This window comes from Paenibacillus sp. O199, assembly GCF_001636635.1.
GTDB lineage: Bacteria > Bacillota > Bacilli > Paenibacillales > Paenibacillaceae > Paenibacillus > Paenibacillus marchantiae.
Genome location: NZ_LGRP01000001.1, coordinates 586115 through 606672 on the forward strand (window position 1 = coordinate 586115; position 20558 = coordinate 606672).

Annotated in this window: 19 protein-coding genes; 7 read left to right on the top strand and 12 right to left on the bottom strand. The window is 47.0% G+C overall.

Annotated elements, in window-relative coordinates; all coding sequences use genetic code 11:
• Positions 1-159 precede the first annotated feature (159 nt).
• The 8 genes from A6049_RS03010 to A6049_RS03045 form a co-directional block, all read right to left on the bottom strand.
• Positions 160-1152: a sensor histidine kinase gene (locus A6049_RS03010; RefSeq protein ID WP_063563153.1), complete on the bottom strand. Its 993-nt coding sequence runs from the start codon at positions 1150-1152 to the stop codon at positions 160-162.
• Positions 1149-1862: a response regulator transcription factor gene (locus A6049_RS03015; RefSeq protein ID WP_063563154.1), complete on the bottom strand. Its 714-nt coding sequence runs from the start codon at positions 1860-1862 to the stop codon at positions 1149-1151. The genes A6049_RS03010 and A6049_RS03015 overlap by 4 nt, the downstream gene beginning before the upstream one ends.
• Positions 1863-1943: 81 nt before the next feature.
• The gene (locus A6049_RS03020; protein ID WP_240321285.1) at positions 1944-3047 is read right to left on the bottom strand and encodes a diacylglycerol kinase catalytic domain-containing protein; all 1104 of its coding nucleotides are present in this window, start codon (positions 3045-3047) and stop codon (positions 1944-1946) included.
• On the bottom strand, positions 3044-4087 hold the full coding sequence (locus tag A6049_RS03025) for an SPFH domain-containing protein (protein ID WP_063563155.1): 1044 nt from the start codon (positions 4085-4087) through the stop codon (positions 3044-3046). The genes A6049_RS03020 and A6049_RS03025 overlap by 4 nt, the downstream gene beginning before the upstream one ends.
• Positions 4088-4329: 242 nt before the next feature.
• The gene (locus tag A6049_RS03030) at positions 4330-5346 is read right to left on the bottom strand and encodes an iron-hydroxamate ABC transporter substrate-binding protein (RefSeq protein WP_063563156.1); all 1017 of its coding nucleotides are present in this window, start codon (positions 5344-5346) and stop codon (positions 4330-4332) included.
• A 160-nt stretch (positions 5347-5506) separates the two neighbouring features.
• Complete coding sequence (locus tag A6049_RS03035; RefSeq protein WP_145921892.1) at positions 5507-6616, bottom strand: S-layer homology domain-containing protein; 1110 nt, start codon at positions 6614-6616, stop codon at positions 5507-5509.
• Positions 6565-9855, bottom strand: coding sequence for a glycosyl hydrolase 53 family protein (locus A6049_RS03040; RefSeq protein WP_063563158.1), 3291 nt, complete (start codon positions 9853-9855; stop codon positions 6565-6567). The genes A6049_RS03035 and A6049_RS03040 overlap by 52 nt, the downstream gene beginning before the upstream one ends.
• A gap of 240 nt (positions 9856-10095) precedes the next feature.
• Positions 10096-10815, bottom strand: a complete 720-nt coding sequence (locus A6049_RS03045) for a YceI family protein (RefSeq protein WP_063563159.1) — start codon at positions 10813-10815, stop codon at positions 10096-10098.
• Positions 10816-11006: 191 nt separating this feature from the next.
• On the opposite strand from A6049_RS03045, the gene A6049_RS03050 reads away from it, so the two are divergent.
• Together A6049_RS03050 and A6049_RS03055 are read left to right on the top strand one after the other, a co-directional pair.
• Positions 11007-11693 (top strand): response regulator transcription factor, encoded by a 687-nt coding sequence (locus A6049_RS03050; protein WP_063563160.1) that lies wholly within the window; start codon positions 11007-11009, stop codon positions 11691-11693.
• A complete protein-coding gene (locus A6049_RS03055) occupies positions 11678-13141 on the top strand; it encodes a HAMP domain-containing sensor histidine kinase (RefSeq protein WP_063563161.1) in 1464 nt (487 codons plus the stop codon). The genes A6049_RS03050 and A6049_RS03055 overlap by 16 nt, the downstream gene beginning before the upstream one ends.
• A 163-nt stretch (positions 13142-13304) precedes the next feature.
• Here the strand turns inward: A6049_RS03055 and A6049_RS03060 are convergent, their stop codons facing one another.
• Complete coding sequence (locus tag A6049_RS03060; RefSeq protein WP_063563162.1) at positions 13305-14117, bottom strand: AAA family ATPase; 813 nt, start codon at positions 14115-14117, stop codon at positions 13305-13307.
• A gap of 363 nt (positions 14118-14480) precedes the next feature.
• On the opposite strand from A6049_RS03060, the gene A6049_RS32450 reads away from it, so the two are divergent.
• Both A6049_RS32450 and A6049_RS03065 read left to right on the top strand, forming a co-directional pair.
• Complete coding sequence (locus tag A6049_RS32450) at positions 14481-14633, top strand: DUF1540 domain-containing protein (RefSeq protein ID WP_072733378.1); 153 nt, start codon at positions 14481-14483, stop codon at positions 14631-14633.
• A 203-nt stretch (positions 14634-14836) separates the two neighbouring features.
• Positions 14837-16294, top strand: coding sequence for a 4-hydroxyphenylacetate 3-hydroxylase family protein (locus A6049_RS03065; protein ID WP_063563163.1), 1458 nt, complete (start codon positions 14837-14839; stop codon positions 16292-16294).
• Positions 16295-16316: 22 nt separating this feature from the next.
• On the opposite strand, the gene A6049_RS03070 is transcribed toward A6049_RS03065, so the two are convergent.
• Genes A6049_RS03070 through A6049_RS03080 form a run of 3 tightly spaced genes read right to left on the bottom strand, consistent with a single transcriptional unit; the run spans position 16317 to position 18198 of the window.
• Complete coding sequence (locus A6049_RS03070) at positions 16317-16883, bottom strand: nitroreductase family protein (RefSeq protein WP_063563164.1); 567 nt, start codon at positions 16881-16883, stop codon at positions 16317-16319.
• Between the two features lie 52 nt (positions 16884-16935).
• Positions 16936-17739 (bottom strand): hypothetical protein, encoded by an 804-nt coding sequence (locus tag A6049_RS03075; RefSeq protein ID WP_063563165.1) that lies wholly within the window; start codon positions 17737-17739, stop codon positions 16936-16938.
• A 6-nt stretch (positions 17740-17745) separates the two neighbouring features.
• Positions 17746-18198 carry a flavodoxin gene (locus A6049_RS03080; RefSeq protein ID WP_063563166.1) on the bottom strand — a complete coding sequence of 151 codons (453 nt, stop codon included), beginning with the start codon at positions 18196-18198 and terminating at the stop codon, positions 17746-17748.
• A gap of 262 nt (positions 18199-18460) precedes the next feature.
• Between A6049_RS03080 and A6049_RS03085 the strand changes: the two genes are divergently transcribed.
• The 3 genes from A6049_RS03085 to A6049_RS03095 all read left to right on the top strand — a co-directional run bounded on the left by A6049_RS03085 (position 18461) and on the right by A6049_RS03095 (position 20525).
• Positions 18461-19324 (top strand): class I SAM-dependent methyltransferase, encoded by an 864-nt coding sequence (locus A6049_RS03085; protein WP_024630567.1) that lies wholly within the window; start codon positions 18461-18463, stop codon positions 19322-19324.
• Positions 19324-20058: an RluA family pseudouridine synthase gene (locus A6049_RS03090; RefSeq protein ID WP_063563167.1), complete on the top strand. Its 735-nt coding sequence runs from the start codon at positions 19324-19326 to the stop codon at positions 20056-20058. The genes A6049_RS03085 and A6049_RS03090 overlap by 1 nt, the downstream gene beginning before the upstream one ends.
• Positions 20059-20180: 122 nt before the next feature.
• Positions 20181-20525, top strand: coding sequence for an MGMT family protein (locus A6049_RS03095; RefSeq protein ID WP_063563168.1), 345 nt, complete (start codon positions 20181-20183; stop codon positions 20523-20525).
• Positions 20526-20558 lie beyond the last annotated feature (33 nt).

Consider the following 20558-nt stretch of genomic DNA (forward strand, 5'->3'; position numbering starts at 1 on the left):
CAAATAAACTATGCTTTCTTTTCATATCCTTATCCTAAACGACCTCCTCCAACCCTGCTATCGATTTACCTTAAACTTTCCTTACACAGCGTTTAAGGTTATGTTCCCCCTTCTTCCTATTCCATAAAAAAAAGCACCTCGCCCATAGGCAAAGCACTTCTATTTTCGATTCATCCAGCTGAATCGGACCAATGTTCCTTCATCGGGTTTGGAGAACAATTCTATCTGGTTACCCAAACGTGTACTGATCTCACGGACCAGATATAGTCCCATACCTGTAGATTCATGATACTGTCTTCCCCGCTCTCCGGTGAAGTAAGGATTAAACACACGTTGAATATCTTCAGCCGATATGCCGATACCCTGGTCCTGAATATCTAATACGATTCGTTCTTCCTCAATATAGGCGGTAATCATGACTTTTTTACCAGCTTTGCTATCTGAGTAATTAACGGCATTGGTCAAAATCTGGGTAAACATGAACCGCAGCCATTTGGAGTCACTGTAAACTCGAAGGTCGTTGTCCATTCGAATATCCGGTGTAATTCCTCTGCGAATAAACAAACGTCGATTCTCAGCTACGCTGCTTCGAACCACCTCGGGTAGAGACAGAAGCTCTACGCGAAAATCCCCTTCGAACTGTTCCAGGCGTGAAGAATGAAGTACCATTTCCAACCCTTTGCGCATTTTATCCAGCTCATCCTGTATGCTGCCTGCAGTTTTATCATCATCCACATCTTCCAGGGTCAACTGAATGATGGACAGTGGTGTCTTCATCTGATGGACCCAGCGATTCATGAACACAACCTGCTGCTCACTATGAATTCGCAATTGACCCATCTCATTCTGACGGTTACGCTCCAGTTCATGCATCAATTCCTGTAAAGAATTAGCCACAGGGGCATTACCAAGTGATTGGAAAGGTTCCTGTACCAGCCGTTGTGGCTGCTGGAGCACACGGTAATATGGATGGAGCTGGAAATAACGTACGATCAGATACACGAGCAATACAACTGTACTGAGAAACATGCCATAAAGAACAATCCTCATGGGGCGATCCTCACCAGAAAGCCAATATACACTTGGGACAAGCAGCATTTGCAGCAAATAAAATCCGATGAGGGGTAGCTGATCTCTTAAGAACAGTTTCATTGTCGGTCCTCTTGGACAGGTGACTCCAAATCAAGCAATCGGTAGCCCGCTCCGCGAACGGTTTCCAAAACCTCTTCTGCCCCCAGATCCTTCAGCTTGCGGCGAACACGTGTAATGTACACATTCAACGTATTATCATCAATAAAATGCTGATCTTCCCACATCAGTTCGAGCAAACGTTCCCGGCCCACCACCCGACCGGCCTTGGCCATCAGCGCTTCGACCAATATGGATTCCTTCTGAGTCAGCTCTACGGAAAGACCATCGAACTCCAGTACATATCTTTCGGGGTACAGTAGCATAGAGCCATTTTTCACTTTCATTTCTGGTTGAACAGCTGCATACATCCCATATGCTCTACGCAGGTGACTACGAACTTTAGCAAGTACGACCTCGTATTGAAAAGGCTTCGTAATATAATCATCCGCCCCATGTTCCAGCGCCATAACCTGATCCATGCCACTGTCACGAGCCGAAATAAATAGAATGGGACATATAGAATGCGAACGGATCTGTCTACACCAGTAGTAGCCATCAAATTGAGGTAGATTTACATCCATCAATACCAAATCCGGACCGATCTGCATGAATTCATCCAGAACATGACGGAAATCTGCCACAATCTGCACTTGAAAACCATTTCGGATCAGATATTCACCCAGCAATCCTGCGAGCTTGGCATCATCTTCAACCAGCAATATCGATTGCATCGTCAACCTTCTTTCCGTTCCCTGACATATCTTCTACATCTAGTTTACCATTCTAGTCAAAAACGGATTGGAAATAAAGGATTAGACCACCAAACGTCCACGTTTCTCTGCCAAGCCAATAGTCGCTTCCACTCCGGAATTAAATTCAAGAAAGTCCTGTTCTACCCCGTCACTGAAAATAACGCCGTCCTCCGGCATCTGGGAGACAATCTGCAAAGGCTGTTTCGGATGAATCTGTCCAAACACCAGATTGGCTGCAGTCGTCCGGCTGGGGAAGGGTTCACGTACTGTAAAATACAAATAAGGCGCATCCCAGCCAAAGTGATTCATGTCGCTCATGCTCCCCTGTGTAGATGCCGTCGCAGCGATATGTGCTTCTGAATAACCCTTCCCTCTAGGGTCCGAGTCTGAATGAGAGCTTATGCTGTCTCTATCGGGAATGAACCCTTCACCCCATTGGATGTGCTGCCACGCTTCCGAGCCCACGACTCCAGCAGCACCTGCCAGCACACTTTTGAACCAGCCCGTCGATCCCATTCCCGTGGATACAATCACTCCGCTGGAGGATTGTTGTTCTACCGATGAACCCATGCGAACTTCATAACGAGCAGATACATGCGTCTTTCGGCCAATGAACAGATCGTTGACGCCATAGAGATACTGCCCATCATTCAGCTCCACTTTGGCCAGAGTCACTTCTTTCAGAGAGCGACGTTTACGAATAACATCGGGAATAATGAAGCTCAAATCCTCTACCGTAAATGGCAGCAATACCCCATCCCAACGCATGGGGTCAGGATTAACACCAATGAGCGGCTGCTCGGTTACATACTTGAGCGTATTGGCAACAAGACCGTCCTGTCCAATCACTACCACAATGTCCTGTGCTCCAAAAATAAAGTTGGGCACATGTTCCCGATCAATGGTCTGAACCCGGCCCAGTTGGCTGAGCTGCTGCTGGGCTTGCTGCACGGAATGATGATAACGTCTGTCCTCCTCCAGGTAATCACTGAAGTCTGCTCCCAAGCGTTCGATATAGAACTGCGCTTGTTGGACCGTATTATAGCGGACCACCAATTCTTCCAGCCTCGTTCTGCGTTTGACCAGAATCAACTTGTATTCGGTCATCGGTTCTCCTCCAGTAATGTGTGCGGCTACAGTCTGGCTTGCCTTCCCAAGTCTCATCGTGCCCGACCTCCCTGCTGCTCTCTTGTCGGTGGATTCATCAATCCTTGCAGCAGATCCGGCGAAATGTTAAGCTGTCCAATTTTCCCTGCATTCTCAGCCAGCTCCTGGAATGCAAGGGCAATCAGTTTATCCGAGTTCATACCCATGTTAGCCATCGCCTGTAGCACGCTAGGCTCCACCTGTTGTAACGAGTTCATCACGGCAGCAATTTCATAGGCTTTGGCATCAGCTTCGGCATTCTGATTGGCAATCGTCAATTCAATAAGCTGTTGTTTCCGTTCCTCCATCGCCGTATTGAATTGGAGCTGTTCCTGTTCCATCTCATTTTGTTTCTGTTTCACCGAACGCTCTGCATGTAATTGTGTTTCTCGAATCTGCTGTTTCTTCGTCTCAACGGCAATTTCCGTGTTTAGTTCGTTCTCCTTCACTTTCCGCTCCTGTTCAATGGATGCGTTGCGACGTACATACAGCGCTTCGTCGGCCTGGCGTAAAATCTCTTCCCGCGCTTGTGCTTCCAGTGCACGCATCGTCTCTTTATTGGGCAAAATGGCCAGAATGGACAGACTCATCAGCTCTACGCCCAATTTCTCCAGTTCCTGACTCTGCACCACTTCCCGTTTCATGCTGCTGGCCAGCCGTTCGCTCGATTGAATGGCTTCCTTCAGGGGCATTTGCTCCAGATGTTTTTTGGTCAGCACTTTGGCGGTCGTAATCACACGTTGATCCAACTTGCCAGGATCGTCGGAAATATATCTGTTTTTGCGCAAATTGTACGTGTAGTTCAGGCTTTGGGTGATTTTCATATAATCAACGATACGATAGCTCAGTTGACCCTGAACCGTAACGGTTTGATAATCAGCTGTTATTTCTTCGAACATAAAGGGCACATCCACCGAAGATACAGGCAGAACCACCACCGACGTCGTCGGCTCATAATAGTAGAAGGACAAACCCACTCCTTGAAGCTGCACCTGCCCATTCTTCACTTTCATTACGTACTCACTGGGTTGAAACTTCACGAATCGGAATCCAAACATCGCTCATTCCCCATTTCTTAATATTGTCGTTTTGATATTATCGAAATGATAACAAATGAATTTGATATTGTCAATATGACATTAACAACTTTTTTTTGCTTTTATATAAAAAAAACCTACCTTAGGCAGAAGCCTTAAAGCAGGTCGATTTTCTATAATTATAGTCAGTAATGACAACTCATTGTGGGTTAAGTTATGCGAGGCGCTAGCCTAACATTAGAAGTCATCAAGCTGTTAATCATTTATTTGTTTTGTTCAGCGCTCTTCAAGATCAGATCAACAAACAAATCGATCTGGGCAGTAATGGCGATTGGATCATATCGATAGAATGTATCAAAATCATTCTCGAAGAACCGGTGATTCTTCACCGCATCCAGACCGTTCCATACTTTGGACTGTTTGAATTCCTTCAGTGCTTCGCCTTTTTTCTCAGGATCGTACACCGTCATGAACATGTAATCCGTAGCGTATTCAGGCAGTACTTCGAGCGATAGCTGCACGGTCTGATTGTCTTTGCTCACCTTGCTCGGCATTTTCAGCTTCAAAGCATTGTATACAACTTGCCCGCCCCGGCCTGCGTTGTCGCCAAAGATCCACAGATCCCCTTTGTCCGTCAACTCGTATAATCCAACGGTTGTATTTTCGTCCACGATACCTTTCAGCTTCTCGCGTCCCTCTTCCGCCTTTTTCTCATAATCGGCAATGAACGCCTTCGCCTGATCAGGTTGACCCATTAAATCACCAAACAGCTCAACTGTCTTGTAGATATCTGTAGCTGTACCATATGGGATATGCACAGTTGGTGCAATTTTGGACAGTTCCTCGTAGTTATCATCATACATCACAACGATCAAGTCAGGCTGTAATTCCAGCGTCTTCTCCACGTTCACCGGATAACCCACGTCTGTGGTGTCTTTCAGCTTGTCCTTAATGAACGGATTATCAAAGGCACTTGGCTCCACACCAATCAGATTACCGCCTACAGACAGAATTTCGCCCCCGTAGTAATCGGTCACGATGCGTTTCGGATGTGCAGGAATGGTAACCGTCCCTTTATCCGTCTCATATTCACGTGTTTCACTTTCCGCTGATTCATTCTGAGCTGTATCGGTTCCAGTGGATTCCTGATTCTCACTCGTCTGTCCTGAGCCGCTCCCCGTTTCATCCGTTGTCTTTCCTGCATTTCCGCAGCCCGCAAGAACTAGCGTAAACACAATGAATAACGTGCAGATGGAAAGAATCGATTTGGATTTAAACATAAACATGATGCCCCCTATAATTCATTGCTTTTTGTGATAATGGTAATCATTATCATTGGAATCATAGCAGAATTGATTACTAACTGTCTACCATTTTAATTGAAATCCATAAACATAGGGATCGAGCCAGAAAGACCCGATCCCTATATCATATATAAACTTAGAATTTATAAATCTGCTCCATCATTCTGGCTACAGCGACCGCCCCCTGTGCACGGTTGGCATGCTGTTTTGGCGCAAACGTGCCATCCGCCATTCCTCTAAGTAGACCTTGCTCCTGCATGGATGCAACAGCTTGTTTTGCATATTCAGCGATATCTGCGTTGTCATTAAATGTGGTGCTGTTGGTTGTTGTATCAACGGTTGTACTGGCGTTCTGCTTCATGACCTGTACCGCACGGTTTAACATTACCGCCATGTCCTCACGGGTAATACGTTCATTTGCTGCAAACGAACCGTCTGCTCGGCCTTGCACGATTCCCATCTCCAAACCAAGACGTACGGAATCTGAATACCACTGATCATTCTTCACATCCATTGGAGCTGAAGTGGATGTATCCGGCAACCGTGATTCGCCAATCCCCTTCATGATCATTTGCAGAAATTGTGCACGTGTCAGTTCTGCTTGCGGACTGAATCGGGTATCTGTCATGCCTGAAATGATTCCTTTTCCATACAAATTCTGAATCTCTTTAATGGCCCAGGAGTAGGATTGCAAATCATTCAACGGCACCTGTACTTCAGTAATCACGAAACGGCCTGATTGAAGCGGCTTGAAAGCAAGACTTTGGGTCATTTCATCATATTGAGTAAAGGTTACCGGTTTCATTTCACCATTTGGCAAAAGGGATTGGATAGCCAGCACATTGTCTTCTGCATTTGAATTTTGCACATTAGACATCGCTATTTCAATGGATCTGTCAGTCCACTGTAACGGCTGCCCGTTCAACAATAGATCCACGCTGACCACGTTGCGGTTACCGATGGCTTTCTTTTGCGCTTCAGACAGATTGGCTGTGGAGTCTTCGACCAGAATGACATCCATTGTAACTCCATCTTCATTACGAGCATCCTTCAATAGACTTAATGGGATGCGGACAGATGTCTGCTTCATGATCAGCTCCAGCGACTGTAATGCCTGAGTACGTGCCCATTCCTGAAGTTGATTTGCATTGAGCCGGAAGGTCGCAGCCTTTGTATCCTTAGGAACATCTGCAATCAAGGTGAGCTGTTTGCTGCCTGCTCCCATTCCGTCAATCGTTTGAGACAACTAGGTTGAATCACATAGGAGCCCGCTCCGGTGCTTGTACCTTTGAATGTAATGGAACCACTTTCTCCTGGATTACCGGATTCAACAGGTGGCGTTACAGAAGGATTGCCGGGATTCTGCGATGATCCAGGCGTAGAAGGCTGTGCAGGTTGACCGGGCTGTGACGGCTGACCCGTAGTCGACTCTTGCCGTACAAGCTGACTAACCGCCTCTTTCAACGCGTTATCTGCAGCACTGATTTCCTGTGCACTGGCTTCTGTATCATCCATAAGCACACGGGCAAACGACAATGCCTGTGCAAACACATTCCAGCTTGCGGCCGTGTAATCATTTTGATGCAGCTTCGCAGCGGAATTCACGGTAGTCTCCAACGCAGATTTGTCCGCCGGGAACATACCATAAGCTTCAAAATCCATAAAGCCTACCCACTTAGAACCAGCGGTAATGGTCAGTTTAATATAACGCGCCTCCGTGCCTGCGGGCAGGATATGCCTTGGACTGGTGGATACAACCACATCACTTGTTGTATCCACGACTTTGACAAAGTACTTGTTATCGTTGGATACTTCGATCTTGTATTTAATGCCTCCACTCCACATGGACATTTCCAGCTTACGGATCACAGCGGTCGCCCCCAGATCCACTTGCCACCAACTATCCACACTTTGGTCTGTTCCCCATGAAGTAGTGGGGTCACTGTCAATCGCTCCCCCAGGCGAGTTGTCTTTTCCACCACCTGTACCGGCACTGCTTGATGCGGTAGCTGTTTTACCTGTTGTTAATGCCTCCAGCAAAACAAGGTTGTTATTGGCTTTCTGAAGTATTGTCAGAGCCTCCTGCACTTCCGATTGTATGGCATCCTGCTTGTCTCTGACCGTGATTGCCGATAACAATGCCGCTTTCAGGTTTGCCCAGCTTCGCTGAGTATACGAAGATTCGGTCAGCTGCTGGATTTCACCGATAAACTGTGTCAGCTCAGTTTTGTCTACGTTGGACAACCCATGGATGGCTGCTTCCACTTGTTTTGCTGCTGTATTCACCTCGGTCTGAGTGGCTCTTAGATCTGCCATGATCTGTTCTGCACGAGTAAGAGACTTAGTCAGAACAGCCCAGGTTGCAGCAGACCAATCTGCTTGCTTATATGTTTTGGCTTCGGTAATAATCTCCTCGAGAGTGTTCCGATTCGCCGCTATAACATCAAGCTGCTGCATAACCTCATGAAGAGTGGCAGTCGCAGCGTCCGTATCCTGTTGTGTCACACCAGATGTATACGCCAATTTGTACGTATGCTCGGCTGCCGCAATGGCCGGAGCGAGTGTGGTCCAGCTTTCAGGTGTAAAATCACTGGATACCAGCGCCTTTGCACGCGTAATGGCTGCCGACAAATCTTTCCGATCTGCGGGCAGAATGTCTAAACCACGTTTGTACACATCCAGCGATGGCAGGGCACGCCCTTCATACGAGTAACCGCCATTCGCCGGATATTCGTCATAATCAAACATGGCGTGATTCTCCCATGCGTCTCCCTCGGAAGCAATCCAGCCTACATTGGCCGCAATCCATGCAGGCTCCCAATAGAAGAAACCCGCTCCCTTCTGATCCGGAACTTGTGAGATCATGTCCATGATGCCTGCAATCGCATCGTATTGTCCCTGCACGGTTGCCGGGAAGGTAGCACCTCCCACATTCAGCGTTTCCGGGTTGCCAATAATATTGCCGTGAGCGTCCCCGTTTTTATACGAGAATGGATAGGACGTCTCAGCAATAATGACTTCTTTTCCATATTTCGCAGATACTTCATTCATCGTTTTGCGCACATCTGCGAATGTTCCGTGCCAGAATGGATAATAGGACAGCCCGATAATATCGTACTGCAGCCCCTTTTTCTGCAATTCGCCGAAGTACCAGTCAAATGTATCCGCTTTGCCCCCTTCAGCCAGATGGATCATAATTTTGACCTGATCTCCTCCAGGGACATCGCGTACGCCGTCCACACCGCGCTGAAGCAAAGCTACATTTTCATCAAAATTGACGTTACTCTTCAATCCGTTTAACACGCCACTGTTAATTTCGTTACCGATCTGAACCATGTCGGGCATCGCGCCCGCATCCTTCATCTCGCTTACCACTTCACGCGTGTAATCATAGACAGCGTTCTTCAATTCGTCGAATGAAAAGTTTTCCCAGGCCTTTGGACGAAGCTGTTGGCCCGGATGTGCCCATTCATCAGAATAATGGAAGTCGAGCAGGACCTTCATGCCCTTGACCTTTACCCGCTGGGCCAGACGAATCACATCTTCCTTGTCGTTATATCCATTGGATTTCTGTGGATCATTCCACAGACGAAGCCGCACATAGTTCACTCCACGGTCTTTGAGAATATCGAGCAGATCGCGCTCAGCTCCATTGCTGTCCAGATAATAACCTCCATTATCCTCAATGGCTGTTAACGTGGAAATATCCACCCCTCTGACAAAATCACTACGATATCCTTCTACCGTAACGGTAGCTACAGGTTGAATGGGAGCTCCATATACATCACCTGTAACGGTAAAGCTGCCTGCTGATGCATATTTTGAAGGATTAATTTCCTCCCATGCAACCGGGACAAGGCCCGATTTCTCGTTCTGGTAATGTGCCATGACTTCATTAGGCAGAACTGGGGCACTCCGGCTTACGGTTGTTACGTTGACTGTATCATACTTCTCGATGTCTGCCGGGTTCCGCACCTCTTCCTCCCCCCAGATTTGGAATTCAGAAATGCCAGGCCACCAGTCGGTACCCGCATAATAAGGAATCGTGACCTTCACATATTGAACCGCATCTGCCTGAAAATCCAGATTGACCTGTGATTCCGCTTTATCGTTGGCAGAGTGATCTGCCACAGGTGTCCAGGTATTTCCGTCCTCAGAAACTTCAACCAAAAACTTCACAACCTCGTTTGCATCCTTCCACGTTAGTTCCGCACCGGAAAGGTTGTATGAAGCTCCCAAGTTTACCGTCAGCCAATGCGGTTGATCTGCTGAAGTAGGACTATTCGCACTCCATTTAGTATCTCCTTTGCCATCCACCGCTTTTTCTTTATTGCCCCCCCATTGTAGATCCTCCGAGCTGACCGTAACCGCCTTATTCAGCGCAACGTTTACTTTCGCCGCTGCCGCTGCGGGCCGAACTACCAGCCCCAAATCACAGAACAACAACAGTAATACGAGACAGCCACTTATGTATCTTTTGTGCACGCTTGATCTCCCCCTAATCGTATTTGGTTCAACTTGAACAATGAATGTTGTAAATCATTATTATTGTAAGCGCTTTACAATAATCGATGACACGGTATTATGCCAAGGAAACAGCAGTTATTTTAACACATCGAATGGTAATTCCTTGCTCACTGTGGATCGATTCCCATTCCTAACAAAAAAAATCTGTCCCTCTGCCTGATTAGGCAGATTGGAACAGATTTTAGCCTTACTATATGCTTACTTGCTGAGCTTCAGCTCCAGTTGAACCTGAATGTCATTTTCAGTAGAAAGGACCACCGAATGTGGATTCTCCATACTAAAATCTTCAAAGGTAACCATCGTTGTGGCGGACAACAACACCTGGTCATTTTCATAAGCGGCTTTTACGTCAAACGTTACCTCTTTCTCAATCCCTTTTACCGTTAGGGTTCCGTTCATTTTAAAATCTACGGTCTGCCCTGCCGGCCATTCCGTGGGTACACCTTCAAATGAGGTAGCCTTAAATGTAGCTTGTGGATAAGTACTTGCATCGGAGAAATCAGCCCCCTTCACATGTCCATCCCGCTGGCTATTGCCTGAATCAATGTCACTCATCTCAATCTGTCCATCCGCCTTCATCTGGGACGCATCGTCTACATTAAGGGTCAGGTTACCACTCACCTGCTCGTCGGCAAAATTGACGGTTTCCTGTGATGTCGTTACCGAGAAATATACTTTTGAACCTTCGCTGATGCTCCAGTCTCCATTCAGTTGCTCTGCTCGCGCTGCATCGTTGGATACGCTTGTACCACTGTCCGATCCGGCTTCCGTTGTGGACGCGGCGGTACTGGCAGGAAGCACCTGTTCAATCTCAACGTTATTGCCCAGGTAACTGTTTGCGAAATAATACCCTCCGCCTCCAAGAATAACAATTGCTGCTGCCCCTGAGATCATCCATGTTTTTGTCTTTTTATTCATCTCTATTTTCCTCCAATGGGTAACTGTATAAGTTGGTTATTTATCAGCATCTTAACAGCCCAATGTGTCAGGATGACGTCAAGAAATGACATACAACGCATTTTTTTCTGAAAATAATTGCCTCATTGGCATTGTGCTTCCGCTCATGTAAAATCAGTACACAAGCTTCTGAAGTGAAAGGAGACACCTTCTTGAAATCCATACTCATCGTCGAAGATGAACAAGCTATCGCCCGTGTGCTGGCTGCCTATCTTCGAAAAGCGGGATTCGATGTTCGTCATGTAGCGGATGGACCCACTGCTTTAACTCAATTTGATGCGGATGTTCCTTCCTTGGTTTTGCTGGATGTGATGCTGCCCGGAATGGACGGTTGGGATCTGCTGCGAATCATCCGCGAAAAAAGTGCTTGTCCCGTCATCATGCTAACCGCACTGGATGATATTCAGGACCGACTGAATGGGCTGAATGCCGGTGCGGACGATTATATGAGCAAACCCTTTGTGCCCGAGGAAGTGGTCGCCAGAGTCAATGCTGTGCTTCGCCGCAACCCACACTGGACAGCCGAAGGTGAGGGCAAACGTTACTTTGGCAATCTGGTCATTGACCTGGCTGCCAAACAGGTACTTTTGAACGGCGCCGAGGTTGCACTGACACCACGTGATTTGTCCCTGCTCCTGTTTCTATCGGAATACCCCAACCGCACATTTACCCGAGACCATCTGATCGAACAGGTATGGGGCATGGACTATGACGGAAGTGATCGGGCTGTGGACCTGTCGATCAAACGGCTGCGTCAGGCGTTATCTCACTGGCTACCGGAAACGGGAGAAATCCGGACTTTACGGGGAATGGGGTATCAATTTTGGATCGCCAACTAAAACGAAATACACCGAAACGTAAAACATCCATTCTGTCTTACTGGACGCTTCGTTATTTTCTAATCCTCTGCATCGGCTTTACCATTATTGTTGCAGGGGCACTTTACTGGATCAGAACCACTTCCATTGAGAAAGGTCTCAAAACGGCCCAACTATTAGGTCTGGAAATCGCCGAGAAGGTAACTGGCACAGAAAACAAACTGTATATTCCCCCGGATCTTGACAGACTGGTGGACAAACGTACCAAGCTTTTCAATACAGATAATTACTTTTGTATTATGGTGCTCGACAACAATAATCAATTGATTTATTCCAAACCAAAAATGACGCAGCAGGATGTGTATTATCGGCTGTCTGACGACCTGCGCGAACCAAGAAACAATAAATTCGCCGGGGTTACGGTTAACGTCACAGATGACGATCAGACGCTCGGTAAAGTGTGGGTCATGCAATCCAAAAAGTCCATTGCATACAATCCGGAAACGATGCTGGTGGTGTGCATCCTTTTCGTTGCTTTAATCCTGTGTGGTTGGTTTACAATCTACCTCCTGTCCCGCAAGCTCTCCAAGCCTATTCGCCAGGTCGCCCACGCCGCGGAGCAGATTCGAAACGGAAACTATGAAGTCAATTTGGATCTGAATACACGGGAACGGGAGATGAATGAACTCGTTGAATCTTTTCGCGAGATGTCCATTCGTTTGCAGCAATTGGAGGAATGGCGTGCCCTGTCACTTGCTGGGGTAACCCATGAATTGAAAACGCCGGTAACGTCCATTAAAGGGCTCGTGATGGCTGTCCGGGATGATATCGTTAGTCCGGAGGAAGCAAAGGAATTTCTGGACATCGCACTCAAAGAATCCGAACGTATGGAACGTATGGTCGCTGACCTGCTGGATTACAATGCGATGAGCGCTGGAAGTGTTGCTGTTCGTCGGGAACGCATAGATCTGAATTTGCTGGTGGGTGAGATTATCTATCAGTGGAAAATCGCTTATGAGGACAAGTCTCCCGAAATTGAATTGCATACACCTTCGGGTACGCTCTATACCATCGGTGATACCCTTCGGATTCAGCAGATCATTGTCAACCTGCTCAATAACGGACTGCAAGCAGCCGCTTCCGACCATGCTGCCGTCTTTCATATCCGTTTGCGTGCGGAGGAGGACAACCTGTTTGTTAATGTGCAGGATAACGGTACGGGTATCACCAAAGACGATCAACCCAAGATCTTCGAACGTTTCTACCGTGGCGAGATCAAAAAACGCCGTACCCGTGGACTAGGTCTGGGACTGACCTATAGCCGCTTGCTTGCTCGAGCCCAGGGAGGGGAGCTGTCCCTGACCTCCAGCAGTCCTGAAGGCAGCCTTTTCACCTTAACTTTGCCACGATGGTCTGGTCCTGAAAAAACAGAGATAGAACCATCTTACCGCGCAACGGCTAACGCTTAGCAGGACACGATGTCTGCATCTCATAAACGGGCTTTCTTCATCTGCCAAAGAACCATGAGCAAACGGCCCAAGTAAATTGCTGAAATATCGAATAGCCCGACATTCCTTCATAGGAACCGGGCTATTCATTATGTGAGAGTGTTTGCTGATATTCATATACAAGCTATGTGGCCAGTACCCGCGGCTTATATTCTGCATACGCATCATTAATGAATTGCTCATGTAATGGGATGTTGGCAATAATGGCTTTCCGTTTAGCTTTTAAGACAATCTGCTCTACATCGGCATAACTGCATCCTGTGAGGCGTTCACACGTGAATTCTTCCAGTCGGCTCTCCTGCTCAAACTGCCCCATCAACTTGCTAATATATAATCTACGGCTCGATTCATCCGGCATCCCATAAGTCATTTTGGTATCAAATCGCCGCCATATCGCATGATCCAGCTGGGTCTCCAGATTCGTAGCAGCAACCAGAATGCTGTCTCCTTCGAATTCGTCCAGGCATTGCAACAATGTATTGACGACACGAGCCATCTCTTTAACCTCATCATTACTTTCACGCGTACGACCTACGGCATCAAATTCATCTAGAAATAGCACACAGGGGTTAGCCCGTGCATATTCGAATAGTTTACGGACATTGCTTCCCGTCTCCCCAAGGTGGCTGTGTATAATGGCATCGAGTCTTACAAGAACCAGGGGAAGCTGAAGTCGGTGTGCAAGATGAAAAGCAGTTAATGTTTTGCCTGTACCCGGAGGACCAAACATCACCATTTTGTTCGGCATTGGCACATCATGTTCTGCAAACTGATCTTTCATACCGAGAATCGTAATAAACTCCTCCACAACCCGTTCATTGTCTGCGGAGAATACAATATGCTTTGCCTTGCGTCCACACTCTTTCGGTGAATAAAAAGAGGCCATATCGATGCCTTTCGCTCCGGGTATCCGGTTTACATGGTTGGTTTTGCTCATCGTTGATCGTTCTCCTTCTTCTATGTCTCAGGGGATCATCCAAGTTAAATGCTATCGATTCATTCTCCTCCATATTTAACGATCTTTTAATCGTAATTATTACTATTAAATAATAACATAAGACGGCCTCTTTGCAAAGTTTCCGTGACTTGTCCATCATTTTGTGTAAGGTCCCGTCCAATTTGTTGCAAGAGGAAGCAAAATTTGCTATTCTAAATATGCATCGTTGTGTATAACGCAAAAAAGCCCTCTATTTACTCGAGAGAGCACAAAATTTTTCCAGATTTGCAAGCGGCAACTTGCCATTTCCGGAAGTTCTTTTATACCAACGAATGTAATCCAATCAAAGCGAGGTTATCAATCATGGCAAAAGACGTATTATGTGAGGTTAATTCATGTCGTCACTGGGCTCAAGAGAACAAATGTAATGCATCTTCAATCTACATCGTGAGTCACAGTTCCAAAAAAGTAAGTGAATCCGCTGAAACGGATTGCAAAACATTTGAAGTAAAATAATAAAAATTCAGTTTGTTCAAGTTAAAGGAGCCTTCGCGGTTCCTTTTTCTTTTTCTATTGTAACAAGAATGATAATTATTATCAAGCTCTTTTCTGCAAAATCTGAACTCCCCTCTCTACATGCACATTGGACTGCCTATTAACGTACACTACGAGAGCAGTCAAACTGCCCATGAACGAATAGATCATAGAGGTGAGTAACGATGCCCGTAAAAAGTGGCAAACAGTATATCGAACGTATCGATGCCCAGACAGTCCCCTGCTGGTACAAAGGAGAGCTTATTACCGGAAAACGTTCTGAACATTTTGCGTTTGCAGGTTTGATGGAAACACAAGCGAAGTTGTACGATCTTCAGTCTGATCCACATCTAATCGATACGATGACTTATGCATCTCCTGCTGACGGAAAACCAGTAGGTATGTCCTTTCTGCCTCCAACCAGCGCAGATGACTTGCGCAGACGCCGAGAAGCAATGAATATTTGGTCAGGGACTCACCATGGTTTTTTGGGACGATCACCCGATTATATGAACACAGCAATTATGGCCTTTTATACTGGAGCAGATATTCTTGAAGAAGTATCGCCACAATACGCCGAAAATTTGAGAAACTACTATGCCTACTGCCGTGATAATGATATTACCCTCTCCCATGCCTTTATCCAGCCTCATGCCAGTAAAATTTCAGGACTATTGGACGCGACCGAAGATGCCATTGCCGCCAAAGTGGTTGATCGCACTGAAGAAGGTCTGATCATTAATGGTGCATTCATGATGGCCACTCAGGCCGCCACGTCAGACGAAATCCTGGTGTATCCTTCCCCTTCACCGGCACCGTTCGAAGATGAAAATCCGTTCGCTTTTGCCTTTGCTGTACCGAATGACCTGCCTGGAATTAGCCTGATCTGCCGGGATACCTACGCAGCCGAATCTAATTTCAACTATCCACTCAGTTCCAGATATGAAGAGATGGACAACATCGTCATTTTTGATCATGTGCTTGTTCCTCATGAACGGATATTCTTCGCCGGTAATGAGGAAATGTCTGGCCGCCTCTTTAGCGGAAGCCATTTTCACATTCACGCAGGACATCAGGTCGTATGCCGGTATATTGCCAAAACGGAATTTGTTCTGGGCACCATTCAGTTACTCGCTGACACGCTCGACCAAGCTGCTGAAACGCATGTGGTAGAGAAAACAGCCAGGGTACTCGCGGGTCTTGAAACGTTAAAAGCACTGGCTCTGGCAGCAGAAGACGGTGCTATGGAAGATGGACGGGGATTTATAATACCTGCCTCCAAACCGTTAATGGCAGCAAACCTTTTATTTCCCAAACTGTATCCAGAGATGATAGAAATTTTGCAACTCTTGGGTTCCAGCGGCGTAATTATGGTGCCTCAGGAAGAAGAATTCCGCTCCGAAATCGCGCCGCATCTGGATACGTACCTGAGAGGAACCGACATGGTATCTCAGGAACGCACAGCATTGTTCCGCCTAATCTGGGAGCTTGGAGCAGGATCATTCGGAGGCAGACAGACCCAGTTCGAACGGTTCTTTTTTGGCAACACGATCACTGTGTCGAATCGGATGTATTCAGCAAGCTCAGCAGATCAATCGTATCGTCAACTCGTACGCAATTTTATTGCCAAGACCGGCAAATAAGAATGAGGGATGATCCCCTCGTTTAAACCAGATGGTCGTAGACCGTCATCAGTTCAGAGGCTGGTCTGCCTGCGTCGGTGTCCCGAAGTGCAGACTGGTCTCCGTAACCGATGTGGAATACACCCAATACCTTTTCCTCACGCGTTAAACCCATCAAATTCATAAACACGGGATGCTGTTGATAATCATTGATCTTCCAGACGGCATTCAAACCTTGTTCCGCTGCCAGGATGCAAAAACGTTTGCTCCAGGCTTTTGCAGACAATAAATAGTCCTCCCTGGCACTTGAAGGGGCGACAACAACCAGATGTGCCGGAATAGCTTCTGTATATTGATATGTAGCCCAGTCCCCGTAACGATCTGCCAAATGTGGTGGGTAACTCTGTCTGACCGCCTCCAGATACAGTTGACGTCCTTCATTCGCGAACAACATAAACCGCCAAGGCTCTGAACTTATCACATATAAAGATGGATCTGCTTCATCAAGCAACCGTCTTATAACCGACTGTGGTACAGGCAACGGGCTGAATTCACAAGTTCCTGTACGTTTCTTGCCGCTTGCTGCATCTTGTCTCAAACCGGTAGACATGGCTCATCCCTCCTTAATCTGCACGATAGTTCACAACATCCCTTGTCATTCTTTACATCAACCAGTTTTTTTTCGGTTCAGTCTCACTTCTCCACCGATCGACCTCTTCATGTACTCTGGCTTTGTCCTGAACCGTAAATTGATCAGATTCCACCTTCTCTGCGCTCGGAATGCTGTCACGAATCAGTCGAATATAATCCATCGAACGGATAAGTGATTGTCGTCCCGGGATATATCGAATCTTGCGACCTTCAAGCAAACAATAGATTTCGATCATACCTGGCAGCTTGCCAAATGCTTCCCAGCAGAACACGCTCACCATATGCTGGAACGCCTCAACCACGTTTGGATCATGGACAACCATATATTTTTGGATGAGAAGCGAATCCCAGCCCTCTGGCTGCCAGGCCGCCTGGAAGATCATGGACAGATGCATCGACAAGGTAGGAAGCTCCGTTCGCCATTGTTCAAACAGAATGGTCGGATGCTTCAGATCATCGTTCATTGCAATTGCAAGGGATAATTCATCGGTAATTTTGTTTTTTATATCCCAGTAATGAAGTACTGATTCGAATCCGGTTGCCTTTCTAGGCCACCACTTTTCGAGTAAATACTGTACAGGCACCTCTTTGCGGACTTCCGGGTCCATACTGTAAAAAGCATTAACTGCATGGCTGACTGCATATTGTACACGGTGTCTCCATTGCAGCGGAGAGCGCTGTTCAGCCTCCGGTTCCGGGCGGATGAACCGATGCGGGCTGCGCAGCATCTCTTCCAATCTGTAATCTTCAAGCAGCCGTACCGGGGCGTCTGACATTCCCGGCTGCAGAGCTGCCTGAACATTATGTCTTAACATGAGTTCTTAGGACACCTGTAATCCGGCAGCAGCAAAACGTTTGCCAAAGTCACGGCACGTGTCCTTCTCCTGCTCCATCGGACTGTATTCAATCTTCAGCATCTCTGGAGATACCTCCGCCCCACGTTCCACCAGCTTCGCTGCCGCGAGATCTACGGCTCCGCAGTACTGCTCGTAAGAAGTATCCCCGCTTCCGAACACCGCTGCCCGTTTGCCACTCAGATCAATCTCATCCAGCTCTTCGTAAAAATCGAGGAATTCATCCGGCAGTTCACCGTCTCCCCACGTGTATACTCCAATGAGAAACCCGTCATAATCAAGCACATCAGCTGCATTGCAATCCGTTACGGACTTGAGATCCACTTCATGCCCACCTTGTTTAATTCCTTCGACGATCAGTTCCGCAATCTCTTCCGTATTTCCTGTCATACTTGCATAAGCCACTAACAATTTAGCCATCTATTTTTCCCTCACTTTTTATTGATCATGTCATACTGTTCCTGAAGAAGTAACATTTGAATTTATCAAAATCATATGTGATAATGATTATCATTGTCAAATTAAATTTTCAATCGGTTTCCATTTCAGTATATGGTGATGGACCAAATTCAACACCATATTAGGCACTGCACCCTTTCAGGCGCCTACCACAACTGGCGTACAGGCCCTTTTTTGTTGTACAATAGTATCCAAATGACTTTTGAAGGATGGATAAATCATTATGTACGTAGCAAAGAACTGGAAGGACTATGAAGTAATCGATACAGGAGGCGGCGAAAAGCTGGAGCGTTGGGGCGATGTGATTTTGCGTAGACCCGATCCACAGATCATTTGGCCCCTTGAAAAAGAAACCAATGAATGGCGCCAGGTTCACGGCCATTATCACCGCAGTTCTTCGGGCGGCGGCAGCTGGGATATGAAAAAACCGATCCCGGAACGCTGGACCATCGGATATGAGAACCTGAAATTTCATATTAAACCAACCAGCTTCAAGCATACCGGTCTGTTCCCTGAACAAGCCGCCAACTGGAGCTGGATGATGGATAAAATTGCTGGGGCAGGTCGTCCCATCTCTGTACTAAACCTGTTTGCCTATACAGGCGGTGCAACAGTTGCTGCTGCTTATGCCGGTGCTTCAGTTGTGCACGTGGATGCAGCTAAAGGCATGGTACAGTGGGCCAAAGAAAATGTTCAATTATCTGGCCTCGCGGATCGTCCTGTTCGTTTCATTACAGATGATGTATTCAAATTCGTACAGCGCGAACAACGTCGCGGCAATCGGTATGACGCGATTATTATGGACCCGCCTTCCTATGGCCGTGGCCCTAACGGAGAAACATGGAAGCTGGAAGAGAACCTCTATCCTTTCCTGAAATCCTGTATGGAAATTTTGTCGGATAACCCATTATTCATGCTGGTCAATTCCTACACAACCGGTATTTCTTCTACCGTTCTGCGCAACATGCTGACAATGACGATGTCTGCCCAATACGGCGGTCAAATTACAGCAGGTGAAATTGGTCTTCCCATTACCCGTAGTGGTCTGGATCTGCCATGCGGCATCTTGGGCCGCTGGGAGTCCTGATGATGTCCGAACATTCGCAAACAACGGGAAATATTCCGATTCTGTTTGAGGACAATCACTTGTTAGGCATTACGAAACCGGTCAATGTACCTACCCAGGAAGATGCATCAGGTGATCCGGATTTGCTTACACTGCTGAAACAGGATTTGAAAGAACGCTATAACAAACCTGGCAACGTTTATCTCGGATTAGTACATCGTCTTGACCGCCCCGTTGGAGGTGCCATGATTTTTGCCAAAACATCGAAGGCGGCTTCAAGATTATCCGAGACGGTTCGGGGACGTCATTTCCGCAAAATATATGCGGCTGTTGTACATGGCAAGCTGCCTGCACAGCACGGGACGTTAAAACACACGCTGCTGAAAGATGCGCGTACCAATACCGTCACCGTTGTGCCTAAGGGTACAGCTGGTGGTAAAGATGCTGTTTTGGATTACCGGGTCATCGGTGAAAACGACCGTTACAGCCTGGTTCACATTGAGTTGCACACAGGCAGATCTCATCAGATTCGGGTCCAAATGAAAGAAATCGGCTGCCCGCTGTTCGGAGATCAAAAGTACGGTGCAGGTGTGAATAAACCTGGACAGCAAATTGCTCTATGGTCTGCCATCGCTGCTTTTCCCCACCCGGTAACGAAGGAAGAAATTGTGCTGCAGTCCCTGCCTCCCCGTGAATTTCCATGGGCAGAGTGGCCAGCTGCTGTATATGATAAAGCATTTAAAGCCGAACATTAATCGATAAACTTAAAATAATCATTCACAGGATCAGGTCAAATCTGACCGTAAACCGTGTCATCCAGATTCCTTATCTGAATGGCGCGGTTTTTTTACTCCAATGGAAAGGAAGACCTACTACTATGACACCTTTTACGAAACAGGTCGTCGCCATCATCGCAGCAATCCCTGAGGGAAAAGTCATGACCTATGGACAGATTGCCGCTCATGCAGGCAGCCCGAGAGCTGCCAGACAGGTTGTACGCATTCTGCACTCCATGAGCCGGAAGGAGCGGCTTCCCTGGCACCGCGTCGTCAACGCCAAAGGTCTGATCTCCATTCCCGACGAGCATTCCCGCCTGATGCAGGAGACGGAGCTTATTAGCGAGGGTGTTGAATTTCAGATGGATGGAAGCATCAACCTTAGACTCTTTGGTCATGATCCTGGTCCTACCTTCCTCCTTGATCTATCGACAGATGAAGAATAACGTCCAAACAAGGCATAACAAAAAGAGAGTTCA

Coding starts and splice junctions, on each gene's coding strand:
- A6049_RS03010 (WP_063563153.1), bottom strand. CDS start 1,152: ATGAAACTGTTCTTAAGAGATCAGCTACCCCTCATCGGATTTTATTTG.
- A6049_RS03015 (WP_063563154.1), bottom strand. CDS start 1,862: ATGCAATCGATATTGCTGGTTGAAGATGATGCCAAGCTCGCAGGATTG.
- A6049_RS03020 (WP_240321285.1), bottom strand. CDS start 3,047: ATGAGACTTGGGAAGGCAAGCCAGACTGTAGCCGCACACATTACTGGA.
- A6049_RS03025 (WP_063563155.1), bottom strand. CDS start 4,087: ATGTTTGGATTCCGATTCGTGAAGTTTCAACCCAGTGAGTACGTAATG.
- A6049_RS03030 (WP_063563156.1), bottom strand. CDS start 5,346: ATGTTTAAATCCAAATCGATTCTTTCCATCTGCACGTTATTCATTGTG.
- A6049_RS03045 (WP_063563159.1), bottom strand. CDS start 10,815: ATGAATAAAAAGACAAAAACATGGATGATCTCAGGGGCAGCAGCAATT.
- A6049_RS03060 (WP_063563162.1), bottom strand. CDS start 14,117: ATGAGCAAAACCAACCATGTAAACCGGATACCCGGAGCGAAAGGCATC.
- A6049_RS32450 (WP_072733378.1), top strand. CDS start 14,481: ATGGCAAAAGACGTATTATGTGAGGTTAATTCATGTCGTCACTGGGCT.
- A6049_RS03065 (WP_063563163.1), top strand. CDS start 14,837: ATGCCCGTAAAAAGTGGCAAACAGTATATCGAACGTATCGATGCCCAG.
- A6049_RS03070 (WP_063563164.1), bottom strand. CDS start 16,883: ATGTCTACCGGTTTGAGACAAGATGCAGCAAGCGGCAAGAAACGTACA.
- A6049_RS03075 (WP_063563165.1), bottom strand. CDS start 17,739: ATGTTAAGACATAATGTTCAGGCAGCTCTGCAGCCGGGAATGTCAGAC.
- A6049_RS03080 (WP_063563166.1), bottom strand. CDS start 18,198: ATGGCTAAATTGTTAGTGGCTTATGCAAGTATGACAGGAAATACGGAA.
- A6049_RS03085 (WP_024630567.1), top strand. CDS start 18,461: ATGTACGTAGCAAAGAACTGGAAGGACTATGAAGTAATCGATACAGGA.
- A6049_RS03090 (WP_063563167.1), top strand. CDS start 19,324: ATGATGTCCGAACATTCGCAAACAACGGGAAATATTCCGATTCTGTTT.
- A6049_RS03095 (WP_063563168.1), top strand. CDS start 20,181: ATGACACCTTTTACGAAACAGGTCGTCGCCATCATCGCAGCAATCCCT.